Origin of the sequence: Methylobacterium sp. NMS14P, from assembly GCF_028583545.1 — a bacterium.
In the GTDB taxonomy this organism is placed as follows: Bacteria; Pseudomonadota; Alphaproteobacteria; order Rhizobiales; family Beijerinckiaceae; genus Methylobacterium.
Genome location: NZ_CP087106.1, coordinates 1,461,173 through 1,484,452 on the forward strand (window position 1 = coordinate 1,461,173; position 23,280 = coordinate 1,484,452).

Below are 23,280 nucleotides of genomic sequence, written 5' to 3' on the forward strand. Positions count from 1 at the left end.
CGCTGCACCAATCTGAGCAGCACGCCGCGGATATGGGATCGAAGCTGGGCGTTCTCTGTCATCGGACGCCGTTCGACGCGCCGGATCGCGGCGCCTCGAGAAACACATCCCTTGGACGGACCGTTGCTACGTAAAAAGCGGGATCGATGCCGCAGCCGCGCCGCAGAACCACCCTCCAAGGACGTAGCCCGTGGCACGGATCGACGACGCCCCGCGGCCCGTATGATGGGACCGGATCGTCGACAGAACGCTCCTGATGTGCGCGCGCAGCTTGTCCTTGCGGAGCGCGGCCGTCTCGGCGCTCGGGTTGGGCGGGTTGGCGGAGGTCGACATGTCACGGGGCCCCGGCTCAGGAGCGCCACCGCTCCGGGCCGTCGGACGACGGCGGGGGGACGCTGAGGATTCCTATAATTGATAACGTGAGCGGAATCTCAGGCGGATCGCGTAGAACCGGGCAAACTCCATGTTTTAGATGCATTAAGGTTTATCCAACCGAAGACCTTTCCCAGTCGTGTTTCGCACTACGTAGAGATATCCGGACGATCGCCGCGGGCCGGCAGCAGGGGGAGGTCGGTGTCCGAGCGCTTCTACTTCGACCTCGAGAGCAGCGAGGAGACGATCCGGGACGACGACGGCGTGGAGGTCGGCAGCCTGGACGAGGCCATGGCCGAGGCGCGCAGCGTCATCGCCGAGATGGCCGACGAGGTCTGCGCCTCCGATCCCGACCGGTCCTGGAACCTGGTCGTGCGCGATGCCGCCGGGTACGCCCGCCACCGGCTGCCGATCCGCCGGTAGCGCGGGGCCGGGACGCCCGGCGGGGCGCCGAACGGCACCCGACAAGAAGCCCGCCGCGGCTTGGCCGGGCGGGCTTTAGGTGATCTCGTCTCGGAGAAGGCCCGACCGTAGACCCAGGACGGGGCGCCCGCATCCCCCATCCGGATGAGGCCGGCGCACGATCCCGCGACTGTCGGCCCGCGACTGTCGGCCCGCGACTGTCGGCCCGCGACTATCGGCCCGCGACTATCGGCCCGCGACTGCTTTCCCGCGATGGCCCGGCCGGCGCGCCGCGGGCTCTACCAGGTCGCGCCCGGCAGGGGCGCGGGGGCGTAGCGGCGGACCATGGCGGCGCAGAATTCCGCGAACTCGGCGCGGACCAGCGGCGCGCTGGTGTGGTGGGGCGAGATGCCCCGGTGCTCCGGGGTGAAGCAGAACGTGACGGTGACGTCGAAATCCTGCAGCGCCGCCATCTGCCGGTCGAACCAGTCCAGCGCCCCGGGCCGGAAGCTGTCGGCCCAGGACAGGCCGGTCCGCAGGTAGCGGACACCGAGCCGCTTCATCCACGCGACGGCCTCGTCGAGCCGGTGGTCCTCGAAGTGGAACCACTGGCACAGGCCGATCTCCGGGGTGTGGCGGGCGAAGCTCTCCAGGGCGATCTTCGGGGTGCCGTCCTGCCGGAGCAGGCCCATGTGGAAGTGCCGGTAGTAGGAGGAGCCCTCGGCCTCCTTGTGGCGGGTGGTGGCCTCCCATTCCCGCGGCAGGTCGTAGAGGCTGTACCAGTGGATCCGCGGCGCCCGGCCGGAGAGCAACTCCAGGGTGCGGCGCAGGCCCCAGTCCTGGACCTCCTCGGCGCCGAAGGTCGAGACGCCGACCTCCGAGACCCAGACCGGCAGGTCGGTGACGGCGCGGATCTCGTCGAGCTTGGCCGGCCAGTCGTGGATCGACCACAGGTTCCAGTCGAGGGGGAAGCCGTGCACCGCCACGGCGTCGACGGCGTCGAGGACGCCGCGGCCCTCCATGTTGCGGATGAAGACCGGGTCGATCGGCGAGATGCCGCCGAGCACGCGGATCAGGTTCGGGTTCGCCGCCCGGACCGCGTGGCCCGCCTCCTTGGCCATCTCGGCGAAGAGCAGCCAGTCGGGGTCGATCTCCGGGTCCCAGTGCGACTTGTTGTTGGGCTCGTTCCAGAGCATCACCGAGTCGATCATCGCGTGTTCCCGCGTCCTTGCCCGCTCTCGTCCGACTGCGACCGCGCGGGGTATGCGGCCCCCAGCCCGTAGGGGACCGGCGCGGTGCGGCAGAGATAGACCTCCGCCTCGGGCTGGGCCGCGATGGCGAAGCCGCTCGCCCGCAGCATCGCCTCGATCCCGGCGCGGTTGGGGATCCACCAGTTCGTCCAGTCGTGCGCGTAGGCGCGCTCGACGAAGTGCATCCGCGGGTAACCGGGCCGCTCGAACTGGTCCATGTCCCAGAAGTCGTAATCCTCGGCGACCGGCTCGACCGCCCGGCTGCCGCGCAGCATCGACTGGAACACCAGCAGGTCGCCGGCCACGTGCTCGCGGATCAGGTCGAGGGCCAGCAGCGGGTGGCGCAGGTGGTAGAGCACGCCCATGAACAGCACGACGTCGAACCGCTCGCCCAGGGTGCCGACGTCGTAGACGGAGAGGTTCCGGAACTCGATGTCGTGGCCGAGGCTGGCGGCGGCGAAGCGGGCCTGGGCGAGGTAGCGCTCGTCGGAATCGAGGCCGAGCACGCGGGCCGCGCCGCGCTGCTTCATCGCGATGGCGTAGAAGCCGCCGTTGCAGCCGATGTCGAGGACGCTCTTGCCGGTCAGGTCGGCGGGCAGCGCCCCGGCGAAGCGCCGCCACTTCACGCCCGGATAGTCGCCGAGGAAGTGGTCCGGGGCGGTCCAGACGCCGTCGCCGAGGTCGATGTTGTGGAACCAGGGACCGAGGGCGTCGGCCTGCCGGCGCAGGTCGGAGGCCGTCATGGCTCGGTCCGTCAGGGTGCGGTCCGTCAGGGTGCGGTCCGTCAGGGTGCGGTCCGTCAGGGTGCGGTCCGTCAGGGTGCGGTCCGTCAGGGTGCGGTCCGTCAGGGTGCGGTCCGTCATGGCGCGGTCCGTTCGTTGATCGACACGACCCGCCCGCCGCCGGGCCAGAGGGCGAGCTCGCTGCAGGAGGCCGGGTCGACGACGATCCGGTCGTAGGCGTCGAGGCCGAGGCCGAGGAGCCCGAGGAGGGCGGCCCGGATGACGTCGCCGTGGCTCACGAGGATCACGGGCGCGCCGTCCGCGGCGAAGCGGGCGAGGACCCGGCCGACCCGTCCCTGCGCCTCCGCCATGCTCTCGCCGCCCGGCGGGCGGGCGGTCGCGCGCTCCGCGTTCCAGGCGGCCCAGAGGGGATCGGCCGCGAGGGCGTCGAAGCTGCGGCCCGTCCAGGCGCCGGTCTCGATCTCGTCGAGGTCGGGCTCGGTCGCGACCGTCAGCCCGAGGGCCGCGGCGATCGGCGCGGCGGTCTCGGCGGTGCGGTCGCGCGGGCTCGCCAGCAGGGTGCCGGCGCCGCGCCCGGCGAGGCGGCGGGCGAGGGCGTCGGCCAGCGCCCGCGCCTCGGCGCGGCCGGCCTCGCTCAGGGAGACGCCCGGCATGCGCCCGCACAGGATCCGGCCGAGCCGGTCGTGGCTGCCGTGGCGGACGAGGAAGACCTGCCTCATGCGGGGCGGCCCGTCGGAAACACGGCGATCGGGGTCAGCGAACGCGTCGTCCGCCCCGCGCCCGCCGGTACGCCAACCACCATCACACGCCCTCGCCCGCCGCGAAGCGCAGGGTGCGGTCCCGCGCCTCCGCGTCGGTGAACTGCCGGGGCGGCGACTTCATGAAGTAGCTCGACGGCCCTTCCAGCGCCCCGCCGAGGCCCCGGTCGAGGGCGAGGCGGGCGCAGCGCACCGCGTCGATCACGATGCCGGCGGAGTTCGGCGAGTCCCACACCTCGAGCTTCAGCTCGATGTTGAGCGGCACGCCGCCGAAGGCCGTGCCCTCCAGGCGGATATGCGCCCATTTCCGGTCGGTCAGCCACGGCACGTGGTCGCTCGGGCCGACATGGATGTCGCCCGGGGCCAGGGCTCCGTCGAGCTGGCTCGTCACCGCCCGGGTCTTCGAGAGCTTCTTCGATTCCAGCCGCTCGCGCTCCAGCATGTTCAGGAAGTCGGCGTTGCCGCCGAAGTTGAGCTGGTAGGTCCGGTCCAGCCGGACGCCGCGCTCGCGCAGGAGGTTGGCGAGCACCCGGTGCACGATGGTGGCGCCGACCTGGCTCTTGATGTCGTCCCCGACGATCGGCAGTCCCCGGGCGGCGAAGCGCTCCGCCCATTCCGGGTTCGACGCGATGAAGACCGGGATGCAGTTCACGAAGGCGCAGCCGGCCTGCAGGGCGCAGTCCGCGTAGAACTCGGTGGCCGCCTGCGAGCCCACCGGAAGGTAGGAGACGAGCACCTGCGCGTCGGTGCGCCGCAGCTCCGCGACCACGTCGGCCACCGGCTCGGGCGATTCCGCGACCACCCCCTCGAGGTAGCGGCCGATCCCGTCGTGGGTCGGCCCGCGCCGCACCGTGACGCCGGTCTCCGGCACCGCGGCGAAGACCTGCGTGTTGTTGGGCTCGGCCAGGATCGCCGCGGCGAGGTCGCGCCCGACCTTGCCGGCGGCGACGTCGAAGGCCGCGACGACCGCGATGTCGCGCACCCGGTAGCCGCCGAGGTCCGGCGACATCAGGCCGGGCACGGGCTCGCCGGGCGCCGCGTCGCGGTAATGGTGCAGCCCCTGCACGAAGGACGAGGCGCAGTTGCCGATCCCGACGAGGCCGACGCGGATGGGGGCGGCGTCCATCAGCGCCTCGGCCGCCCGGGGCGTGGCTCAGCCGGCGACAACGGCGCGCTCCTCGATGGCCGGACGCGCCCGGCGCGGAGCGATCTCGCGGGAGAACCACGCGATCGTCGCCTCCAGGCCCTCCTCCAGGGGCACCCGCGGCGACCAGCCGAGCAGGGTCTCGGCACGGGTGATGTCCGGCCGGCGGCGCTGGGGATCGTCCACCGGCAGCGGCCGGCGCACGATCCGGGACGGGGTCTCGGTCATCCGCACCACGAGGTCGACCAGCGCGCCGACCGTCAGCTCGCGGGGGTTGCCGAGGTTGACCGGGCCGGCGAGGGGCGTCTCCACCGCCATCAGCCGGAGGAGCCCGTCCACCAGGTCGCTGACGTAGCAGAAGGAACGGGTCTGCTCGCCGTTGCCGTAGACCGTGATGTCGTCGCCGGCGAGCGCCTGGCAGATCACGTTGGAGACGACCCGGCCGTCGTCGGCGCGCATCCGCGGCCCGTAGGTGTTGAAGATCCGCGCGACGCGGATGTCGAGGCCGTGCTGGCGCTCGAAATCGAAGGTCAGGGTCTCGGCGGAGCGCTTGCCCTCGTCGTAGCAGGCCCGCGGCCCGGTCGGGTTGACGTTGCCCCAGTAGGATTCCTGCTGCGGGTGCCGCTCCGGATCGCCGTAGACCTCGCTGGTGGAGGCCTGGAGGAAGCGCGCCCCGGCGTCCCGGGCAATCTCGAGCAGCCGGCCGGTGCCCAGCACGCTGGTCATCATCGTGTGGACCGGGTCGGCCTGGTAGTGCGGCGGCGAGGCCGCGCAGGCGAGGTTGAACACCCAGTCGAACCGCGGCAGCGCCGGCAGCGGCTCCGTCACGTCCGCCTCGACGAAGTCGAACCGCGCCTCGTTGGCGAGATGGGCGAGATTCGCCCGCCGCCCGGTCAGCAGGCTGTCGACACAGGTGACGCGCGCCCCGTCGGCGAGGAGCGCGTCGATCAGATGCGAGCCGATGAACCCGGCACCGCCGGCGACGAGGACTCGGATGCCGCTCCTGGTTCCCACCATCATTCTCCCGAGTGCCTAGTGACCGATGATCGCGAGATCGGGCGCGGCGGAGCGCGCGAATCCCGACAGCGCGCCCGCTTCGCCGAGGAAGCGTTCGAGTTCCTCGGCGCGGGCGGCGGCGGTGTGCCGCGCGAGGATCGCCGCGCGGGCCGCGGCGCCGAGGCTCCGCCGATCCGCCTCGGGACGCCCGCGCAGGATGGCCAGGACGGCGTCCGGGCCGTCGGGCAGCAGGATTTCGCGCTCCGGGACGAGCAGGGTGTCGAGACCGTCCCACCGGTCGGAGATCACCGGCGTGCCGCAGGCGCCCGCCTCGAACAGGCGCACGCTCGGGCTCCAGCCGGCCCGGACCATGTCGGCGCGGGTGACGTTCAGAGTGTAGCGGCTCGCCGCGTAGAAATCCGGGTGCCGGTCCGGCGGCAGGTGCTCGATCCGCTCGACGTTGGCGGGCCAGTCGATGCCGGCCGGGTACTGGGGGCCCGCCACCGCGAAGCGGAGATCGGGGGCGCGGCGGGCCGGCTCGACCAGCAGGCGCTCCAGCGTGGGCTGCCGGTCCGGGCTGTAGGTCCCGAGATAGCCGAGATCGTAGCGCGCCGGGCGGTCGAGGGCCGGGTAGGCATCCGGATCGACCGAGCAGTAGAGCGCTCTCGCGGCGGGCGCGCCGTAGGCCCGCTCCAGGCGCCGCAGGGTCGGGCCGCCCGTGAAGGACAGGTAGAGGTCGTAATCCCGGATCTGCCCGGCCGCGAGGTAGGCGCAGGTGCCGGCCTCCAGGGCGGCCAGCGTCACCGGCGTGTCGATGTCGTAGAAGGCGCGGGTCCCCCGGGCCCAGTCGAGCACGCGGGCGCCCGCCGCGACGCCCTCCGGCACGTAGGACCCGACGATCACGGCATCCGCCCCGGCGATGGCGGCGCGGTGCGCGTCGAGCCCGTCGAGATCGGCGTAGAGGGCGAGGTCGCAGAAGCCGGGCTCGGGCAGGTCGCGGTGCTGGGCGTACCAGGGCACGTCGCGCTCCAGGAACAGGACGTGGTGGCCGCGCCCCGCGAAGGCCTTGAGCAGCGCCCGGTAGGTGGTCGCGTGGCCGTTCCCCCAGGACGAGGACAGGCTCAGGCCCAGGACGACCAGGCGCATCGGGGCCGCGCTCACGCGACGCTCCGCCGGTTCGCGTCCGCCTTGCGGGCCGCCTCCGCCCGCAGGATCGCGTCGACCTCGACCGCCCGGCGCGCGTAGGTGTGCTGCGCCGTGATGCGCCGGCGGGCGGCCTCGCCGATGGCGCGGGCCCGCTCCGGGGTGAGGGCGGCGACGTGGTCGGCGACGTCGCGCCCGTCCCGGGCGACCAGCACCTCGGTCCCCGCGTCGAGGAACAGGCCGAGGCCCTCCCAGGCGTCGGTGATCAGGCAGGCGCCGGCGCCGGCCGCCTCGAACACCCGGGTGGCGGGGGAGAAGCCGACCGCCGCCATGCTGTCGCGGGCGATGTTCAGGACGGCGAGGGGCGTCGTGTTGAAGGCGTTGTGCTCGCGCGTGTAGACGTGGCCGAGATGCCGGACGTTCAGCGGCAGGCCGCGGCTCTCCCAGCCGTTGCCGCCGATGAGGAAAGACCGCTCCGGCAGGCGCGCCGCCGCCGCGAGGAAGAACTTCTCGACGCGGGCCTCGCGGTCGGGCAGGCGGTTGCCCAGGAAGGCGAGATCGGCCGCGAAGCGCGGCTCCGGCGGCACCGGGAAATGGGTGTCCGGATCGAGCGCGTTGTAGATCGGGATGCAGGCCCGGGCGCCGAAGCCCTCGTAGGCCTCGACCACCGGCGGCCCGCCGCCGTAGGTGAGCACGAGGTCGAGGTCGGGCAGGGCGCGGCGGAGCGCGTGGTCGGGATCGGCGCGCATCTCGGCGAGCGTCGCCGGGGCGTCGACGTCCCAGAAGATCCGCACCGCCTCCGGGCGCGACGCCGCGATGATCCCTTCGAGCAGCTCGTCGTCGAACACGCCGACGCCGCTCGCCTTCACGACCACGTCGGCCATCGCCGCCTCGGCGACGACCGCCCGGGCGGCCTCGATCGTCGCCGGGTAGACCGTCACCGCCGCGTAGGGCGGGGGCTCGATGTCCCGGTGCTGCTGCCGGTCGAAGGCGTCGGGCTCGTAGAAGGTGATCGTGTGGCCGTGCCGCGCCAGGGCGGCGAGCATCCCCCGGTAATAGGTCGCGGCGCCGTTCCAGTAGGACGACAGCAGGGAGGAGCCGTAGAAGGCGATCTTCACGCGGTGGCCTCCAGGGTGGCGGGTGCCCGCAGGCTGGCGGCGACGGACAGAAGTTCCTCGGCGCGGTGCGCGCAGGTGTGGCGCGCCCGGATCGTGGCGAGGCCGGCGGCCGCGAGCGCCTGCCGGAGGCCGGGATCCGACCGCAGGGCGCGCAGGTGGCTCTCCATCTCGGCGCCGGTGCGGGCGACGAGATAGTCCCGGCCCGGCCGGAACAGGTGCTCCGCGTCGTCCCAGGGCGCGCAGACCAGCGGGATGCCGCAGGCGAGCGCCTCGAACACCCGGATCGTCGGGATGCCGGGCAGGCGCTCCACGTAGAAGCGCCGGGGCACGTGCACGGTGGCGAGATGGCGGGCGAACAGGCCGGGCGCGGCGGCGTTCGGCGCCCAGCCGTGATAGCGGGCGCCGTACCGCTCGAGCGTCGCGAGCGCCGCCGCGGGGTAGCGCACGCCGTAGATGTCCAGCGGCAGGCCGACCTGCGCGGCCGGCCGGAACAGGTAGGTCTCCAGCTCCGCGCTGCGCTCGTCGTCGCCCCAGTTGCCGATCCAGACCAGGCCGGCGCGGGCGCTCTCGGGACCATCCGGATCGGACGCGACGCGCCCCCTCTCCCGTGCGGGAGAGGGTTGGGGTGAGGGACGAGACGGTTCAGGATCGAGCCCGACATCGACGCGCGGGAACGGCGCGCCGCGTCCGGATGGGCCAGATCCCTCACCCAGTCCGTCTCCCGAACGGGAGAGGGGACCCGCGCCGGATCCGGCGCCGTCGAGATCCGGAAGTTCCTGCGCGGGCGGGTGGAACAGCCGCGTGTCGGCCGCCTCGTGCCAGACGTAGGCGCGCCGCCCCCAGCCGCGCGCCCGGTAGACCGCCGCGAGGGTCTCCCCGAAGGCGAGCACGCCGTCGTAGCCGGAGAGGTCGAACCGGGCCATCTCCTCCGGGGCGCTCACCGCCCGGTGGTGGGTGTCGTGGAACAGGAGCGTGTAGCGCGCCCCGCGGCGCCGGGCGGCGCCGAGCGCCGCCACCAGGGCCGGCTCGCTCCACTCGTGGACCAGAACGAGGTCGCGGTCCGCCACACGCTCGACCACCGCGTCGACCGGAGCGTCGACCGGAGCGTCGACCGGAGCGTCGACTGCCGCGTAGCGCTCGGAAGCGAGGTCCGGATAGGCCGCCCGGTAGGCGTCGAGGCCGGCCGCGCCGTGGTCGCGCAGGAGGTTCTCGAGGCTCCAGGCCCCCTCCGGCTCGTAGGCCGCGACGTCGTGGCCGCGCGCCCGCAGTTCGCGCAGGACGCCGCGCAGGAAATGCGCGTTGCCGTGGTTCCAGCACGAGGCCAGGGAGTGGGTGAAGTAGGCGATCCTCATGCCGCGGCCCCGCCGAGCCGGGCCGGCGCCCCGTCGAGGAGGCCGCGCAGCACCCCGAGCACGCCCTCGGTCATCGCCTCGACCCCGTAGCGGGCGGCGCGATCGGCGGCGGCCGCCCCGGCGGCGTCACGCCGGGCGGGATCGTCCAGGAGGTCCTGCACGGCCCGCGCGGCAGCCCCGTCGTCGTCCGCGCCCACGAAGGCGGCAGCGCCGTCCCACAGCTCGCGGAAGACCGGCATGTCGGACAACACGAGGGCGCAGCCCGAAGCGGCGGCCTCCAGCACCGCGAGGCCGAACGGCTCGTACCGGGCGAGCGACACGAAGACCGGGCGGCCGGCGAGTTCCGCGGCGATCCCGGCATCGTCGAGCCGCCCGAGGCGCCGCAGGTGGCGCGTCTCGACCCGCGCGCCGTTCGGCCCGTCGACGGGGCCGGCGGCGCGCAGCGGCACCGGCAGGCGGGCGGCCAGCCGGTCGAGGGCGGCGGCGTTCTTCGCCCGGTCCCAGAGGCGCCCGGCCGTGAAGACGAAGGGTTCGGCGGCCCGGGGCCGCGCGCCGCTCGGCGCCCGCCCGTTGCGGACCACCTCGGGCGGCCGCGCGAGGCCGCAGACCCGGGCGGTCGCCAGCGCGTGCGCCCGGGTGGGGGCCAGGAGGGCGTCGGCGGCGCGGCAGCCCCGCGCGGTCAGGTCGTGGCGCCACGCGAGGTCGGCCGGGAGCGGCCCGGTCTCGACGGCGTCCCACCACGTCGCCACGCAGGAATGGCACACGGCCGCCACCGGCACGGGGAAATCGGCGAGCGCCATGGCGGGGCTGTGCAGGTGCACGAGATCCGCGCCCAGGGTCCGGGCGAGCCCGGCCAGCGCCCGCGCGGCGTCCAGCACGGCGTCGGGCGTCGCGGCGGTCCAGTCCAGGGGCAGCCCGGTGGCGCGGATCTGCGCGCCGGTGGCGGCCTCGGCCGCCGCGATCCGCGCCTCGGAGGGGACCGGGCCCAGGACCGCGACCGTCACGGCCAGGCCCCGCCGGACCAGGCCGGCCGCGAGGTCGAGGCTGTACTGCCAGACGCCGCCCACCGCGTCCGCGCTCATCAGGACGTGCGGCGCCGCTGTCGGGGAGGGGCTCAGCAGCACCCGCATGCGGCCTCCAGCTCGGGCAGGGGCAGGGGGCGCTCGTCCTGGATGTCGCTGAACTGCGCGAACTGGCCGAGGTAATGGGCGTGCGCCCGCTCCCAGGCCCGGTCGTCGGGCTCGCCCCAGAGGCGGCGGTAGTCGGGGGAGCTCGGGTAGGGGTAGAGCGGCACCGGGTCGTTCGCCCAGACGCCCTGTCCGCGCAGGCGGTCGCGCCACGCGGCCACGAGGTCGGGGTCGTCCCCCGCCACGGCGATGAGGTTCGCCTGCACGAACGGCACAGTGCGGCGGGCGTGGATCAGGCGCTCGGCGAGGTCGTCGGTCGAGGCGCGGCAGCGCTTGTCGAGGGCGGCGCGGCCCGCCTCGGTCAGGCTCTCGATCCCGGCCTCGATGGAGACGCAGCCCGCCGCCCCGAGGAGGTCGAGCATGTCGGGCTTCCACAGGTCGATCCGGGTCTGGATCCCGAAGCGCAGGTCCCGGGCGACCAGCGCCTCCAGCAGCGGCTTCTGCGGCAGGAAGATCTCGTCGACGAAGTAGACGTAGGTGACGCCCTGCGCGATCAGCCCGTCGATCTCGTCGAGGACGAGGTTCAGGTCCCGGCGGCGATAGGCGTCGCGGAAATCGATCTTGGCGCAGAACGAGCAGGTGTAGGGGCAGCCGCGCGAGGCCTCGACCTCGGCGCCCGGGCCGTCCGGCGCGGCGTCGAACCGGTGGTGGTGGTGCCGGTGCCGGGCGATCCACTGATCCGGCCAGCGCAGGGCCGGCAGGTCGGTGAAGCGGCCGGCCTGGGGCGGGCCGGTCACCGCGACCGCCTCACCGTCGCGGACGGCGAGGCCGGGCACGGCCCGCAGGGTTTCCGGGCGCAGGTCGGGCAGGGCGGCGAGCCGGGCGACGACCTCCTCGCACTCGCCGCGCACGACGATGGCGCAGCCGAGCTTGTCGAGGACCGGCCGCGGCGTCGCGGAGCCGTGGGGGCCGACCGCCACGGTCGTCCCGCCCCGGCCCGCCAGGGTGTCGAGGAACTGGCGCGGCACCCGCAGCTCCGGCGGGGCGCAGCGCCAGAACAGGTAGGTGGGGGCGGTCGCCACCACCGTCATGGCGGGGGCGAAGGCGGCCACACGGTCGGCGGCGGCCTCGGCGCTCAGGCCCTCGAGATGGGCGTCCACGAGCAGCGTCTCGTGGCCGGAGGCCGCCAGCAGCGCGGCGGCGTAGCCGAGCTCGAGCGGCAGGTGCGGCTCGCGGCAGCCGAAATAGATGCTGTTGCGGTAGTCCCAGGGCGGGTTGACCAGAGCGACTCTCATGCGGCCGCTCCGGCGATCGGCGCCGCGCCGTCCGACGGCGCGCGCGCGGCGGCGAGCCACCGGGCGAGGTCGGCGACGCCGTCGCGCCAGCCCGTGAAGGGGGCGAGGCCGAGCCGCTGGACGGCCCGGCGCGTGTCCGAGACGTAGTAGCGCTGGTCGCCCGGGCGCCAGGCCTGGAAGCTGCGCGCCACCGGGCGCCCCAGCAGGGTGCCGACATGGTCGAGGAGCTGCAGCAGGCTCACGGCGTTGCCGGGGCCACCCCCGACGTTGAAGGCGCGGCCCGCCGCGTCGTCGATGCGGGCGAGCGCCGCCCGGTAGACCGCCACCACGTCGCGCACGTGCAGGATGTCGCGCACCTGCCGTCCGTCGCCGTAGAGCGTGACCGCCTCGCCGGCGAGCGCCCGGATCAGGAAGTGGGCGACCCAGCCCTGGTCCTCGTTGCCCATCTGGCGGGGCCCGTAGATGCAGCTCATCCGCATCACCGCCGCCGGGATGCCGAAGCTGCGGGCGTAGTCGAGGACGTACTGGTCCGCCGCCCCCTTGGAGCAGCCGTAGGGCGTGTGGAAGTCGAGGGGCCGGGTCTCGCCGATGCCGCGCCGGCGCAGCTCCGGATCGGCCGGCAGGTAGGCGTCGCCGACCGCCTCCAGGGCGATGTCGGGCAGGTCGCCGTAGACCTTGTTGGTCGAGGCGTAGAGGAGCGGCACCGGCCGCGCCTGCGCCCGCAGCGCCTCCAGCAGGTTCACGGTGCCGAGGAGGTTGATCTCCATGTCGGCCCGCGGCGCGACGAGGCTCGTCGTCACCGCCACCTGGGCGGCGAAGTGGAACACCGCGCCGGCCTCCGCCACCGCGCGGCCCAGTTCCTGGATGTCGCGGATGTCGGCGACGACCGGGACGATCCGGTTGCCGTGGCGCTGCCGCAGCCACGCGAGGTTGGCCTCGACGCCGGGGCGCGAGAGGATGTCGTAGACGATCACCGCGTGGCCGTCGGCCGCGAGGCTGTCGGACAGGTTGGCGCCGATGAACCCGGCGCCGCCGGTGACGAGGATCGGCCGGCCGCTCACGCGACGAGACCGCGCGCTTCGAGCTCGCGCCGCGCCTCGGCGACGCGGTCGACGGCCTGCTGCTCGGCCACCCAGGCGGCGAGCTCGGCGAGCCCCTCGGCGAAGTCGCGGCGCGGCGCGTAGCCGAGCTCCCGCTGGATCTTGCCGATATCGGCGATGCAGTGGCGGATGTCGCCGAGCCGCGCCTGGCCGGTCACCTCCGGCGCGATCTCCGCGCGGCCCATGGCGCGGGCGAGCAGGCGGGCGACCTCGCTGACCGTGCGGTCCTGGCCGCTGCCGACGTTGTAGACCTGGCCGGCGGCGGCCGGGTGCTCCAGGGCCAGCGCGAAGGCCTGCGCGACGTCCTCCACGTGGACGAAGTCGCGCCGCTGCGCGCCGTCCTCGAAGATCATCGGCGGCTGGCCGTTGTGGAGGCGCGCCGCGAAGATCGCCAGCACGCCGGTATAGGGGTTCGACAGCGCCTGGCCCGGCCCGTAGGCGTTCCACAGGCGGAGCGCCACGCCCTCCATCCCGTAGGCGGGGGCGAGGGTGAGCGTCAGGCGCTCCTGCATGTACTTGGTCAGCGCGTACACGGAGGCGAGCGCCGGCCGCTTCGTCTCGGGCGTCGGGATCGGCCGCATGGGCTGCCCGTGCCCGTCGAGGGGGTCCCAGGGTTCCCCGGGCCGGCGCGGGCGGCGCACCACCTCCTCGGCGGTCGAGCCGTCGGAGGTGCGGTACAGCCCCTCCCCGTAGATGCTCATCGAGGAGGCGACGACCACGCGCCTCACCGGGGCGTCGATGAGCTGCTGGAACAGGACCGCCGTGCCGCAATCGTTGACCGAGACGTAGCGCTCGACCGCGTACATACTCTGGCCGACGCCGACCTCGGCCGCGAGGTGGACGACCCGGTCGATGCCCGACAGGGCGCGGGCCACGGCCGCGCCGTCGCGGACGTCGCCGGCCTGGAACTCGACCTCCGGCGGCAGCGCCTCGGCGCCGCCGCCGTGGACCTGCTCGATCAGGCTGTCGAGCACCCGCACGCGGTAGCCGCGGCGCAGCAGTTCGGCGGAGAGGTGGCGGCCGATGAAGCCAGCACCACCGGTAATGAGCACGGATTCCGGCACGAGGCGTGGAAACTCCCCTGCAAGGACTTAAAGCTATGTAGATCGGGAATCCCGTCTCGATGAAATAACTCAGGTTAAGAGCCGAATTTGTTCGGAGAAAAGCGGGGCTATAACGGCGAAGACGAATAAATACGGGGGCTTATCTTTCGACAACAACGGATCATCGCGCGGCAGTCGATCCGCGGGCGCGGCCAGTATGCGCGCGGCGGAGGGCGACGATCAGCGCCCTATTCCCCCAGCAATGCCGGACCGGCTGTACTGGCCGGGCCTCACCGGCACCGCGCGGGCACATGGCGCGGCGGCCCCGTCGCGGGATCCGCGGGGTCCGTTGCCACGCGCAGGCCCCGGCATCCCGCTCCCCGGCCGCCGGGAAACCAGCCCCGCCGGGGGAGGGGGAAGATCGCCGCAGGGGATTTCTGTCCTAGGCGCCGGGTCCGTCAGCCCGCGAAGGCGCGGGGCGGCAGGCCGGCGACGCCGACGTCGAGCTCGAACAGCGCGCCGGCCTCCGGCACGTGCTCGGCCCCCCGCGCCGCCGAGGTGACGAACAGCCGGTCGAGGCCGGGACCCGCGAAGGCGCAGCTCGTGATGTTGGGGGCGGGCAGGGGGATCGCGCGCAGCAGGCGCCCCGCGGGATCGAAGCGGCTGAGCCGGCCGCCACCCCAGTGGGCGATCCACAGGCAGCCCTCTTCGTCCGTGGTCATGCCGTCGGGCCAGCCCCAGTCGTCGGGGAAGCGCAGGAAGGGCCGCTTGCCCGTCAGCGCCCCGTCGGCGGCGAGGTCGAAGGCGTAGACCGTCCGGGCGGCGCTGTCGCCGTGATAGAGGATCCGGCCGTCGCGGCTGAAGGTCGGCCCGTTGGCGACGCCGTAGCGGGTATCCATCCGCCGCCACGTCAGGTCCGGGTCGAGCCGGTGCAGGGAGCCCGACACCGCGGTCTCGGCCTGGTGCATGCTCCCGGCCCAGATCCGGCCGGCGAGATCGACCTTGGCGTCGTTCAGGCGGTTGTCGGGATCGTCGGGCTCGGGGTCGCCGATCGGCGCGAGGCGACCGGCCTCCAGGTCGTAGGTCGCGAAGCCGCTCTTCAGCCCGACGACGAAGTCGCGCCGGCCCGCGCGGGGGATGATCCAGCCGAGCGGTTCCGGGAACGGGCGCGTGCCCACGGCACCGTCGGCGAGGTCGAGCCAGTTCAGGGCCGGCGCCTCGATATCGACCCAGAACAGCACGCCCCGCTCCGGAACCCAGACCGGGCCCTCGCCGAGCCGGTCGCGCCGGGGCCGGTCGAGGATGCGGATCCGCGGGTCCATGGCGGGCTCCCCGATCTGGCCGACGCTCAGGCGCCGGCCGGCCGCGATGCGGCGCCGGTCCGGCAGCCCCAGAGCGCGTAGAACAGGACGTAGAGCTCGCAGGCGGCGGTGATCAGGAAGGAGTGCTGCAGCCCGTACCGGTCCGCCGCCCAGCCCTGCACCACCACCAGCGACCCGCCCGCGATCGCCATGATCAGCAGCCCGGCGCCCTCCTCGGTGAGCGGACCGAGGCCGCGGATGCCCAGGGTGAAGATCGTCGGGAACATGATCGCGTGGAACAGGCCGACCGAGATCAGCGCCCAGAGGGCGAGGTGGCCGGTCGCGAAGGTCGCCACCAGCATCACCGCGCAGGCGCCGATCGCCGCGCCGGCCAGCACGGTCTCGGCCGGGCGCCGCTGCATCAGGTAGCTGCCGACGAAGCGGCCGACCATCATGCCGCCCCAGAGCAGGAACAGGTAGCGCGCGGCCTGGGCGTGGGTCAGGTCGCCGATCTCGGGCTGCGACACGAAGTTGATGAACAGGTTCGACACACCGATCTCGGCGATCAGGTAGATGAAGATCGCCGGCACGCCGAGCACGAGGTTGCGGTGGCGCCAGAGCGACAGGCCGGCGCGCTCGGCCCTGGCGGCCCGGGCGGTAGCGCCGCCGGAACCGCCAGAGCCACCCATGGCGGGCAGCGGGAAGCGGGCGATGATCACGGCGAGGACGACGAGCACCACCGCCACGATCAGGTAGGGCAGCTGCACCGACTGCGCGTCGGCCAGGCGCTCGGCCGGGGTCAGGGTGGCCCCGGCGGCGGCGTTGCCCGAGGCCGAGCGGCCGAGGATCAGGTAGCCGCCGAACAGCGGCGCCAGGGTCGTCCCGAGGGAGTTGAACGCCTGCACGAGGTTGAGCCGCGCCGGGGCGCTCTCGGCCGGGCCGACCACCGCCACGTAGGGGTTCGCGGCGACCTGCAGGAGGGTGATGCCGCTGGCGATCACGAACAGGGCCGTGAGCGTGATCGCGTAGGAGACCCGGTGGGCGGCCAGGATCATCCCGAGCGTGCCCAGCGCCATGATGCCCAGCCCCGTCACCAGGGCGCGCTGGTAGCCGACGCGCTCGATCAGCTTGGCCGCCGGGATCGAGGCGACGAAGTAGGCGATGAACCAGACGGACTCGATCAGCGTGGTCTGCGTGTAGTCGAGGTCGAACACGCTGCGGAGGTGCGGCAGCAGCGTGTTGTTGATGACCGTGATGAAGCCCCACATGAAGAACAGGCTCGCCAGCAGCGACAGGGCCGGGCGGTAGCCGCCCCGGTCGCCCGCGGCCTCCGCCCCCGTCCGGGGCGCCGCGGTCCCCGCGGTCGCGATCGGTCCTGCCATCGGGCGTTGTCCTCTGCCTTCCGGGCCGCCTTGCCGGGGTCCCGTGTTGTCCCTTTTATTTGTCTGAGTATATACCGGGTCCGCGGTCGTCAACCGCGAGCCCCGTCGGGGCCGGCGCAGGACCGGCGCGGCGGGCGGAGAGACGAGGGGGAGAACGCGATGCGTGGAGTGGGATCCCTGGCGCTGTGCGCCTGTGTGGCCCTGCCGGGCCTGACGACGGCACCGGCCCGGGCGGCCGAGCCGACCCGGACGGTGTTCGGCACGCTGCCGGATGGCAGGACGGTCGAGGAGGTGACGCTGACGAACGGCACGGGCATCACGGCGCGGATCCTGTCGTGGGGGGCGCTCCTGCGGAGCCTCGACGTGCCGGACCGCTCCGGCAAGGCCGCGGACGTGGTGCTCGGCTACAACGACCTCGCCTCCTACCTGGCCAAGGGCAACTATTTCGGCGCGAGCGTCGGGCGCTACGCCAACCGCATCCGCGCCGGGCGCTTCGCCCTCGACGGCCGGACCTACACGCTCGCGACCAACGACGGCCCGAACGCCCTGCACGGCGGCGCGGCCGGCTTCGACAAGCGGCTCTGGACGATCACCGCGGTCAAGGGCGGCGCGGCCCCCTCGGTCACCCTGCGCTACGTCAGCCCGGACGGCGAGGAGGGCTATCCCGGCACGCTGACGGCGACCGCCACCTACGCGCTGGACGACACGAACACCCTCACGGTCACCTACGAGGCGACGACCGACAGGCCGACGATCGTCAACCTGACCAACCACAGCTTCTTCAACCTCGCGGGCGAGGGCTCGGGCCGCTCGATCCTCGACCAGACCCTGACCATCCCGGCGGAGCGCTTCACGCCGGTCGACGCCACCCTGATCCCGACCGGGGAGCACCTGCCGGTGGCCGGGACGCCCTTCGATTTCCGCGAGCCCGCAGTGATCGGCGCGCGGATCCGCGACGGGCGGGACGCGCAGATCGTGCGCGGGCGCGGCTACGACCACAACTGGGTCGTGACCGACGCGCCCACGGCCGAGCCGCACCCCGTGGCGCGGGTCGAGGATCCGGAATCGGGCCGCGTCCTCGACGTGGCGAGCAACCAGCCCGGCCTTCAGTTCTACGCCGGCAACTTCCTCAACGCGACCGCGGTCGGTAAATCCGGCCTCGCCTACCGCCAGTCGGACGCCCTGGCGCTGGAGCCGGAGCTCTTCCCCGACACGCCGAACCAGCCGGCCTTCGGCTCGGCCCGGCTCGATCCCGGCAAGACCTACCGGAACGTGATCACCTACCGCTTCTCGACCAGCCCCGCCCACCGGACCCAGAAATGACCGACCGACCGATTGCACGGCCCCTGCGCTCGCGCGCGTGGTTCGACAACCCCGACAATATCGACATGACCGCGCTCTACCTGGAGCGCTACCTGAACTTCGGCCTCAGTCTGGAGGAGCTGCGCTCGGGCAAGCCGATCATCGGCATCGCCCAGACCGGCTCGGACCTGTCCCCGTGCAATCGCCACCACCTCGTCCTCGCGGAGCGGATCCGCGAGGGCATCCGCGAGGCGGGCGGGATCGTCCTGGAGTTTCCCGTCCACCCGATCCAGGAGACCGGCAAGCGGCCGACCGCCGGCCTCGACCGCAACCTCGCCTATCTCGGGCTCGTGGAACTGCTCTACGGCTACCCCCTCGACGGGGTCGTGCTGACCACGGGCTGCGACAAGACCACCCCGGCCTGCCTGATGGCGGCCGCCACCGTGAACATCCCGGCCATCGCCCTGTCGGTGGGGCCGATGCTCAACGGCTGGTTCAAGGGCCAGCGCACCGGATCCGGCACGATCGTCTGGAAGGCCCGCGAGATGCTGGCGGCCGGCGAGATCGACCACGACGGCTTCATCAAGCTGGTGACCTCGTCGGCGCCCTCGACGGGCTTCTGCAACACGATGGGCACCGCCACCACGATGAACACCCTCGCCGAGGCGCTGGGCATGATGCTGCCCGGCTCGGCCGCGATCCCGGCGCCCTACCGCGACCGGCAGGAGGCCGCCTACCTGACCGGGAAGCGCATCGTCGCCATGGTGGCCGAGGACCTGAAGCCCTCCGACATCCTGACCCGGGACGCCTTCCTCAACGCCATCACGGTCAATTCCGCGATCGGCGGCTCGACCAACGCGCCGATCCACCTCGCGGCGATCGCCCGCCACATGGGGGTCGAACTCGACATCGCGGACTGGCAGACCCACGGGCTCGACGTGCCGCTCCTCGTCAACCTGCAGCCGGCGGGCACCTATCTCGGCGAGGACTACTACCGCGCCGGCAGCCTCCCGGCGGTGGTGGCGCAACTCATGCGCCGCGACCTGATCCGCGAGGGCGCGCTGACGGTGAACGGGCGCACCCTCGGCGACAATTGCCGGGGCGCCGCGATCGAGGACGAGGACGTGATCCGGCCGATCGAGCGGCCGCTCAAGGAAGCGGCGGGCTTCCTGGTCCTGCGCGGCAACCTGTTCGACGCCGCGGTGATGAAGACCAGCGTCATCGGCGCGGAGTTCCGCAGCCGCTACCTGTCGAACCCCGAGGATCCGGACGCCTTCGAGGGCCCCGTCGTGGTCTTCGACGGGCCGGAGGATTACCACGCCCGGATCGACGACCCGAGCCTCGGCATCACCGAGGAGACCCTCCTGGTCATGCGCGGGGCCGGGCCCGTGGGCTACCCGGGGGCCGCCGAGGTGGTCAACATGCGCCCGCCCGCGCAGCTGATCCGGGCCGGCGTGCACGCGCTGCCCTGCCTCGGCGATGGGCGCCAGTCCGGCACCTCCGGTTCGCCGTCGATCCTCAACGCCTCGCCCGAGGCGGCGGCCGGCGGCGGCCTCGCCCTCCTGCGCACCGGCGACCGGGTGCGGATCGACCTGCGCCGCGGCACCGCCGACATGCTGGTCGACGCCGACGAGATCGCGCGGCGGCGCGAGGCCCTGGAGGCGGCCGGCGGCTACGCCTACCCGGCCTCGCAGACCCCCTGGCAGGCGATGCAGCGCGCCGCGGTGGGGCAGATGCACACCGGGGCCATCCTGGAGGGCGCCGAGGCGTTCCAGCGCATCGCGCAGACGCGGGGCGTGCCGCGCGACAATCACTGAGGGCGCCGAGGGCGCTGAGGCCAGTGGGGCCGCCGAGGCCGCTCGGGCGATGCCGGGCCGGCGGCGCCCCGCCGCCGGCACCGTCAGGGCCGCATCGCCAGCTCGGTGTCGGCGAGGGCGAGGCGGACCAGCTCGGTCATCGTCGCGCGGGCGGCGTCCGGGTCGCCCGCCACGATCGCGTCGTAGAGGGCGCGGTGATCCGGCATTGGGTCCCGGGGCAGGCCCTGGCGGCGGTGCTTGAAGATCGTCGTCCACGTGACCGCGGCGGCGATGGAGCTCGACAGGGCCATCAGCGCGCCGTTGCGGGCCGCCTCCAGGATCGTGTTGTGGAAGGCCTGGTCGGCGGCCCGCCCGGCCTCGGTGGAGAGGCCGTGGCGGCCCATCTCCTCCAGGGCGTGGCCCATCCGGGCGATGTCGAGGCCCGAGCGCCGCGCGGCCGCGAGCGCGGCCGCGGCCGGCTCGACGATGATCCGCAGCTCGAACAGGTCGCGGATGAAGGACTCGCTCGGCTCCGACTCGAAGGCCCAGGCGAGGATGTCGGGATCCAGCAGGTTCCAGCGGCTGCGCTGGCTGACGCGGGTGCCGGTGCGCGGGCGGCTCTCGACGAGCCCCTTGGCGCTCAGGATGCGGATCGCCTCGCGATAGGCGGTGCGCGAGACGTTCAATTTCTCAGAGAATTCGATCTCCCCGGGCAGCACGTCCCCGGGCGCGTAGCGGCCGCCGAGGATCGCCGCGCCCAGATCGCGGGCGACCGAGCCGTGGATGCGGCGCGACCCCGTGGCGAGGGGCAGCGTGACGTTCTCCGGGCCGCGCTCCTGCCTCACCGCATCCACCTCCGGTCCGGGCCACCGGGTCGGGGCAGGAACGGCGTGATCGTATCCTGAAGTTGTAGGAGCGCAAAGGGGAACACCCGCCGCACCGGGACCGCGGCCGCGCTTGCGGCCGGAGGCGAACTGCTCTAGCTTAATTGTATGAGTAGTGAACCGCCAGGGTCCGTCACGGTCCGCGGCAGCGTCCTGGTCGGCGCCGCCGACGTGACCACGGCCGAGGTCTTCCGGGCCATCGATCCCGCCACCGGCGCGGCCCTGGAGCCGGCCTTCTCGGCTGCCGGCCCCGCGGAGGTCGAGGCTGCCTGCGCGCTGGCGGAGGCGGCGTTCCCGCACGTCTCCGAGGCGCCCCCGGAAGCGCGCGCGCGCTGCCTCGAGGCGGTCGCCGACGGCCTCGCCGAACTCGGCGCGCCGCTCGTCGAGCGGGCGGTGGCCGAGACGGGCCTGCCGCGCGCGCGGCTTGGGGGCGAGCGCGCCCGCACGGTCGGGCAACTGCGCCTGCTCGCGGACCTGGCCCGCTCCGGCGCGTGGATCCGGGCGACGATCGACCCGGCGCAGCACAAGCGGCAGCCGCTGCCCCGGCCGGACCTGCGCCGGCGCCACGTCGCGATCGGCCCGGTGGCGGTGTTCGGCGCCTCGAACGTCCCGCTGGCCTTCTCGGTGGCGGGCGGCGACACCGCCTCGGCGCTGGCGGCGGGCTGCCCGGTGGTGGTCAAGGGCCATCCGGCCCACCCCGGCACCGGGGAGATGGTCGCGCGGGCCGTGCGCGCGGCCGTGGCGGCCAGCGGCCTGCACGCCGGCGCGTTCTCGTACCTGCCGGGGCCGTCGAGCGCGCTCGCGGGCGCCCTGGTCGCCGATCCGCGGATCAAGGCCGTGGCCTTCACCGGGTCGCGGGCGGGCGGGCTCGCGCTGACGCGGGTCGCCGCCGGCCGGTCCGAGCCGATCCCGGTCTACGCCGAGATGAGCGCGGTCAATCCGGTCGTCCTGCTGCCGGGCGCCCTTCGGGCGCGGAGCGCGTCCCTGGCGGCGGGCTTCGTCCGGTCGCTGACGCTGGGGGCGGGGCCGTTCTGCACCGAGCCCGGCCTGCTGGTCGGGCTCGCCGGCTCCGACCTCGACGCCTTCGCGGAGGCGGCCGGCGCGGCGATCCGCGCGAGCGTGCCGCACGCCACGCTGACCGCGGACATCCGCGACCGGTTCGAGCGCGCCGTCGCCGCGATGGCGGCGCGGCCCGGGGTGACGGTCGCGGCCCGCGGGGCGTCGGCCGGGCCGGGGGGCGCCCCGGCCTGCCTGCTGCGCGCGGAGGCGGGCCGCGTCCTCGCGGATCCGGGGCTCGCCGACGCGATGTTCGGCCCGGCGGCGCTCCTCGTCGCGGCCGCCGACATGGCTGAGATCGCCCGGGTCGTCGACGCCCTCGGCGGCCAGCTCACCGCGACGCTGCACCTCGACCGGGCGGACGAGCATCTCGCCGCCGGGCTCGTGCCGCTGCTGGCCCGCAAGGCCGGCCGGGTCCTGGCGAACGGCTGGCCGACCGGCGTGGAGGTCGCCCCCGCGATGGTGCGTGGCGGGCCGTTCCCGGCGACCTCGGACGGCCGCAGCAGCGCGGTCGGACCGCTGGCGATCGAGCGGTTCCTGCGGCCGGTCTGCTACCAGGACCTGCCCGACGCGCTGCTGCCGCCGCCCCTGCGCCCGGACAATCCCTGGCAGCTCGCACGCCGGATCGACGGCGCTCTCGCCCCGCAACCCGGCCGCTGACAGGCCGCCGCGCGGCCCTCGACGGCCGCGCGTTCAGGACGCCCCGAAGCGGTCGTCCCCGGGAGGACACAGATGGGACGATCACTCCTACAATTCCGCGCCGCCGACGGGCAGCGGGGCGTCGCGCTGCTCGCCGACGGCCGGGCGGGGCGGGTGCCCGGCGTCGACAGCGTGCTGGCCCTGGCGCAAGAGGCCCTCGCGGCGGGGGACGGTCTGGCCGCGACGGCGGAGCGGGCGGGGCTCGGCGCGCCCGTCGATCTCGACGCGGTCCGGCTCCTGCCGCCCGTCGACCACGCCGATCCCGCCCACCTGCTGCTGAGCGGCACAGGCCTGACGCATCTCGGCTCCGCGAAGGGCCGCGACGCGATGCACCGCCCGGCCGCGGCCGACCCGGCGCCGACCGATTCGATGCGCATGTTCCGGATGGGCGTCGAGGGCGGCAAGCCGGCGCCGGGCGAGGCCGGCGTGCAGCCCGAGTGGTTCTACAAGGGCGACGGGTCCTGCCTGGTCGCCCCCGGCGAGCCGCTGGTCTCGCCCGCCTTCGCCCGCGACGGCGGCGAGGAGCCGGAGATCGCCGGGATCTACCTGATCGACGCCGACGGAACGCCGGTGCGCCTCGGCTTCGCCCTGGCGAACGAGTTCTCCGACCACGTGACCGAGCGCGGCAATTACCTGTGGCTCGCGCATTCCAAGCTCCGCCCGGCCGCCCTCGGCCCGGAGCTGTGGCTCGGGGCCCTGCCGCCGGACGTGCGCGGGACCAGCCGCATCCTGCGCGACGGCGCCGTGCTCTGGGAGAAGCCGTTCCTGTCGGGGGAGGCCAACATGTCCCACAGCATCGCCAACCTGGAGCGGCACCACTTCAAATACGCGCCGTTCCGGCGCCCCGGCGACGTGCACGTCCACTTCTTCGGGACCGCGACCCTGTCGTTCAGCGACGGCGTCGCGACCCGGCCGGGCGACGTGTTCGAGATCGCGGCCGCGCCGTTCACGCGGCCCCTGCGCAACCCGCTGGCGGCGGCTCCGGCCGTCGACACGGCCGTGCGGGTGCTCTGACCA

At 74.0% G+C, this 23,280-nt stretch carries 20 protein-coding genes; 5 read left to right on the plus strand and 15 right to left on the minus strand.

Annotated features, from left to right (window positions below; translation table 11 throughout):
- Positions 1 to 573: 573 nt before the first annotated feature.
- On the plus strand, positions 574 to 795 hold the full coding sequence (locus LOK46_RS06915; protein ID WP_273563092.1) for a DUF6894 family protein: 222 nt from the start codon (positions 574 to 576) through the stop codon (positions 793 to 795).
- Between the two features lie 278 nt (positions 796 to 1,073).
- Here the strand turns inward: LOK46_RS06915 and LOK46_RS06920 are convergent, their stop codons facing one another.
- The 14 genes from LOK46_RS06920 to LOK46_RS06985 form a co-directional block, all read right to left on the minus strand.
- The gene (locus LOK46_RS06920) at positions 1,074 to 1,985 is read right to left on the minus strand and encodes a beta-xylosidase (RefSeq protein WP_273563093.1); all 912 of its coding nucleotides are present in this window, start codon (positions 1,983 to 1,985) and stop codon (positions 1,074 to 1,076) included.
- Positions 1,982 to 2,767, minus strand: a complete 786-nt coding sequence (locus LOK46_RS06925) for a TIGR04290 family methyltransferase (protein WP_273564551.1) — start codon at positions 2,765 to 2,767, stop codon at positions 1,982 to 1,984. The genes LOK46_RS06920 and LOK46_RS06925 overlap by 4 nt, the downstream gene beginning before the upstream one ends.
- A 116-nt stretch (positions 2,768 to 2,883) precedes the next feature.
- On the minus strand, positions 2,884 to 3,486 hold the full coding sequence (locus LOK46_RS06930; RefSeq protein WP_273563094.1) for a histidine phosphatase family protein: 603 nt from the start codon (positions 3,484 to 3,486) through the stop codon (positions 2,884 to 2,886).
- 82 nt (positions 3,487 to 3,568) lie between these two features.
- On the minus strand, positions 3,569 to 4,651 hold the full coding sequence (locus LOK46_RS06935; protein ID WP_273563095.1) for an inositol-3-phosphate synthase: 1,083 nt from the start codon (positions 4,649 to 4,651) through the stop codon (positions 3,569 to 3,571).
- A gap of 27 nt (positions 4,652 to 4,678) precedes the next feature.
- The gene (locus LOK46_RS06940; RefSeq protein ID WP_273563096.1) at positions 4,679 to 5,686 is read right to left on the minus strand and encodes a UDP-glucuronic acid decarboxylase family protein; all 1,008 of its coding nucleotides are present in this window, start codon (positions 5,684 to 5,686) and stop codon (positions 4,679 to 4,681) included.
- 15 nt (positions 5,687 to 5,701) lie between these two features.
- Positions 5,702 to 6,811, minus strand: coding sequence for a CgeB family protein (locus LOK46_RS06945; RefSeq protein ID WP_443192892.1), 1,110 nt, complete (start codon positions 6,809 to 6,811; stop codon positions 5,702 to 5,704).
- An 11-nt stretch (positions 6,812 to 6,822) separates the two neighbouring features.
- The gene (locus LOK46_RS06950; protein WP_273563098.1) at positions 6,823 to 7,926 is read right to left on the minus strand and encodes a CgeB family protein; all 1,104 of its coding nucleotides are present in this window, start codon (positions 7,924 to 7,926) and stop codon (positions 6,823 to 6,825) included.
- Positions 7,923 to 9,278 (minus strand): CgeB family protein, encoded by a 1,356-nt coding sequence (locus tag LOK46_RS06955; RefSeq protein WP_273563099.1) that lies wholly within the window; start codon positions 9,276 to 9,278, stop codon positions 7,923 to 7,925. The genes LOK46_RS06950 and LOK46_RS06955 overlap by 4 nt, the downstream gene beginning before the upstream one ends.
- The gene (locus LOK46_RS06960; RefSeq protein WP_273563100.1) at positions 9,275 to 10,408 is read right to left on the minus strand and encodes a glycosyltransferase; all 1,134 of its coding nucleotides are present in this window, start codon (positions 10,406 to 10,408) and stop codon (positions 9,275 to 9,277) included. The genes LOK46_RS06955 and LOK46_RS06960 overlap by 4 nt, the downstream gene beginning before the upstream one ends.
- Positions 10,393 to 11,700 carry a TIGR04295 family B12-binding domain-containing radical SAM protein gene (locus LOK46_RS06965; RefSeq protein ID WP_273563101.1) on the minus strand — a complete coding sequence of 436 codons (1,308 nt, stop codon included), beginning with the start codon at positions 11,698 to 11,700 and terminating at the stop codon, positions 10,393 to 10,395. The genes LOK46_RS06960 and LOK46_RS06965 overlap by 16 nt, the downstream gene beginning before the upstream one ends.
- Positions 11,697 to 12,761: an SDR family NAD(P)-dependent oxidoreductase gene (locus LOK46_RS06970; protein ID WP_273563102.1), complete on the minus strand. Its 1,065-nt coding sequence runs from the start codon at positions 12,759 to 12,761 to the stop codon at positions 11,697 to 11,699. Before LOK46_RS06970 ends, LOK46_RS06965 begins: the two co-directional genes overlap by 4 nt.
- Positions 12,758 to 13,864, minus strand: a complete 1,107-nt coding sequence (locus tag LOK46_RS06975; protein WP_273563103.1) for an NAD-dependent epimerase/dehydratase family protein — start codon at positions 13,862 to 13,864, stop codon at positions 12,758 to 12,760. The genes LOK46_RS06970 and LOK46_RS06975 overlap by 4 nt, the downstream gene beginning before the upstream one ends.
- Positions 13,865 to 14,301: 437 nt before the next feature.
- Positions 14,302 to 15,165, minus strand: coding sequence for an SMP-30/gluconolactonase/LRE family protein (locus LOK46_RS06980; protein ID WP_273563104.1), 864 nt, complete (start codon positions 15,163 to 15,165; stop codon positions 14,302 to 14,304).
- Positions 15,166 to 15,191: 26 nt separating this feature from the next.
- A complete protein-coding gene (locus LOK46_RS06985) occupies positions 15,192 to 16,526 on the minus strand; it encodes a sugar MFS transporter (protein ID WP_273563105.1) in 1,335 nt (444 codons plus the stop codon).
- Positions 16,527 to 16,685: 159 nt separating this feature from the next.
- Between LOK46_RS06985 and LOK46_RS06990 the strand changes: the two genes are divergently transcribed.
- On the plus strand, positions 16,686 to 17,849 hold the full coding sequence (locus LOK46_RS06990; RefSeq protein WP_273563106.1) for an aldose epimerase family protein: 1,164 nt from the start codon (positions 16,686 to 16,688) through the stop codon (positions 17,847 to 17,849).
- Complete coding sequence (locus LOK46_RS06995; protein ID WP_273563107.1) at positions 17,846 to 19,645, plus strand: IlvD/Edd family dehydratase; 1,800 nt, start codon at positions 17,846 to 17,848, stop codon at positions 19,643 to 19,645. Before LOK46_RS06990 ends, LOK46_RS06995 begins: the two co-directional genes overlap by 4 nt.
- An 83-nt stretch (positions 19,646 to 19,728) precedes the next feature.
- On the opposite strand, the gene LOK46_RS07000 is transcribed toward LOK46_RS06995, so the two are convergent.
- Complete coding sequence (locus tag LOK46_RS07000; protein WP_273563108.1) at positions 19,729 to 20,469, minus strand: FadR/GntR family transcriptional regulator; 741 nt, start codon at positions 20,467 to 20,469, stop codon at positions 19,729 to 19,731.
- 147 nt (positions 20,470 to 20,616) lie between these two features.
- Here LOK46_RS07000 and LOK46_RS07005 point away from each other — a divergent pair, with 147 nt between their 5' ends.
- Together LOK46_RS07005 and araD1 are read left to right on the plus strand one after the other, a co-directional pair.
- The gene (locus LOK46_RS07005; protein ID WP_273563109.1) at positions 20,617 to 22,224 is read left to right on the plus strand and encodes an aldehyde dehydrogenase (NADP(+)); all 1,608 of its coding nucleotides are present in this window, start codon (positions 20,617 to 20,619) and stop codon (positions 22,222 to 22,224) included.
- Between the two features lie 72 nt (positions 22,225 to 22,296).
- Complete coding sequence (gene araD1 / locus LOK46_RS07010; RefSeq protein ID WP_273563110.1) at positions 22,297 to 23,277, plus strand: AraD1 family protein; 981 nt, start codon at positions 22,297 to 22,299, stop codon at positions 23,275 to 23,277.
- Positions 23,278 to 23,280: the final 3 nt, after the last annotated feature.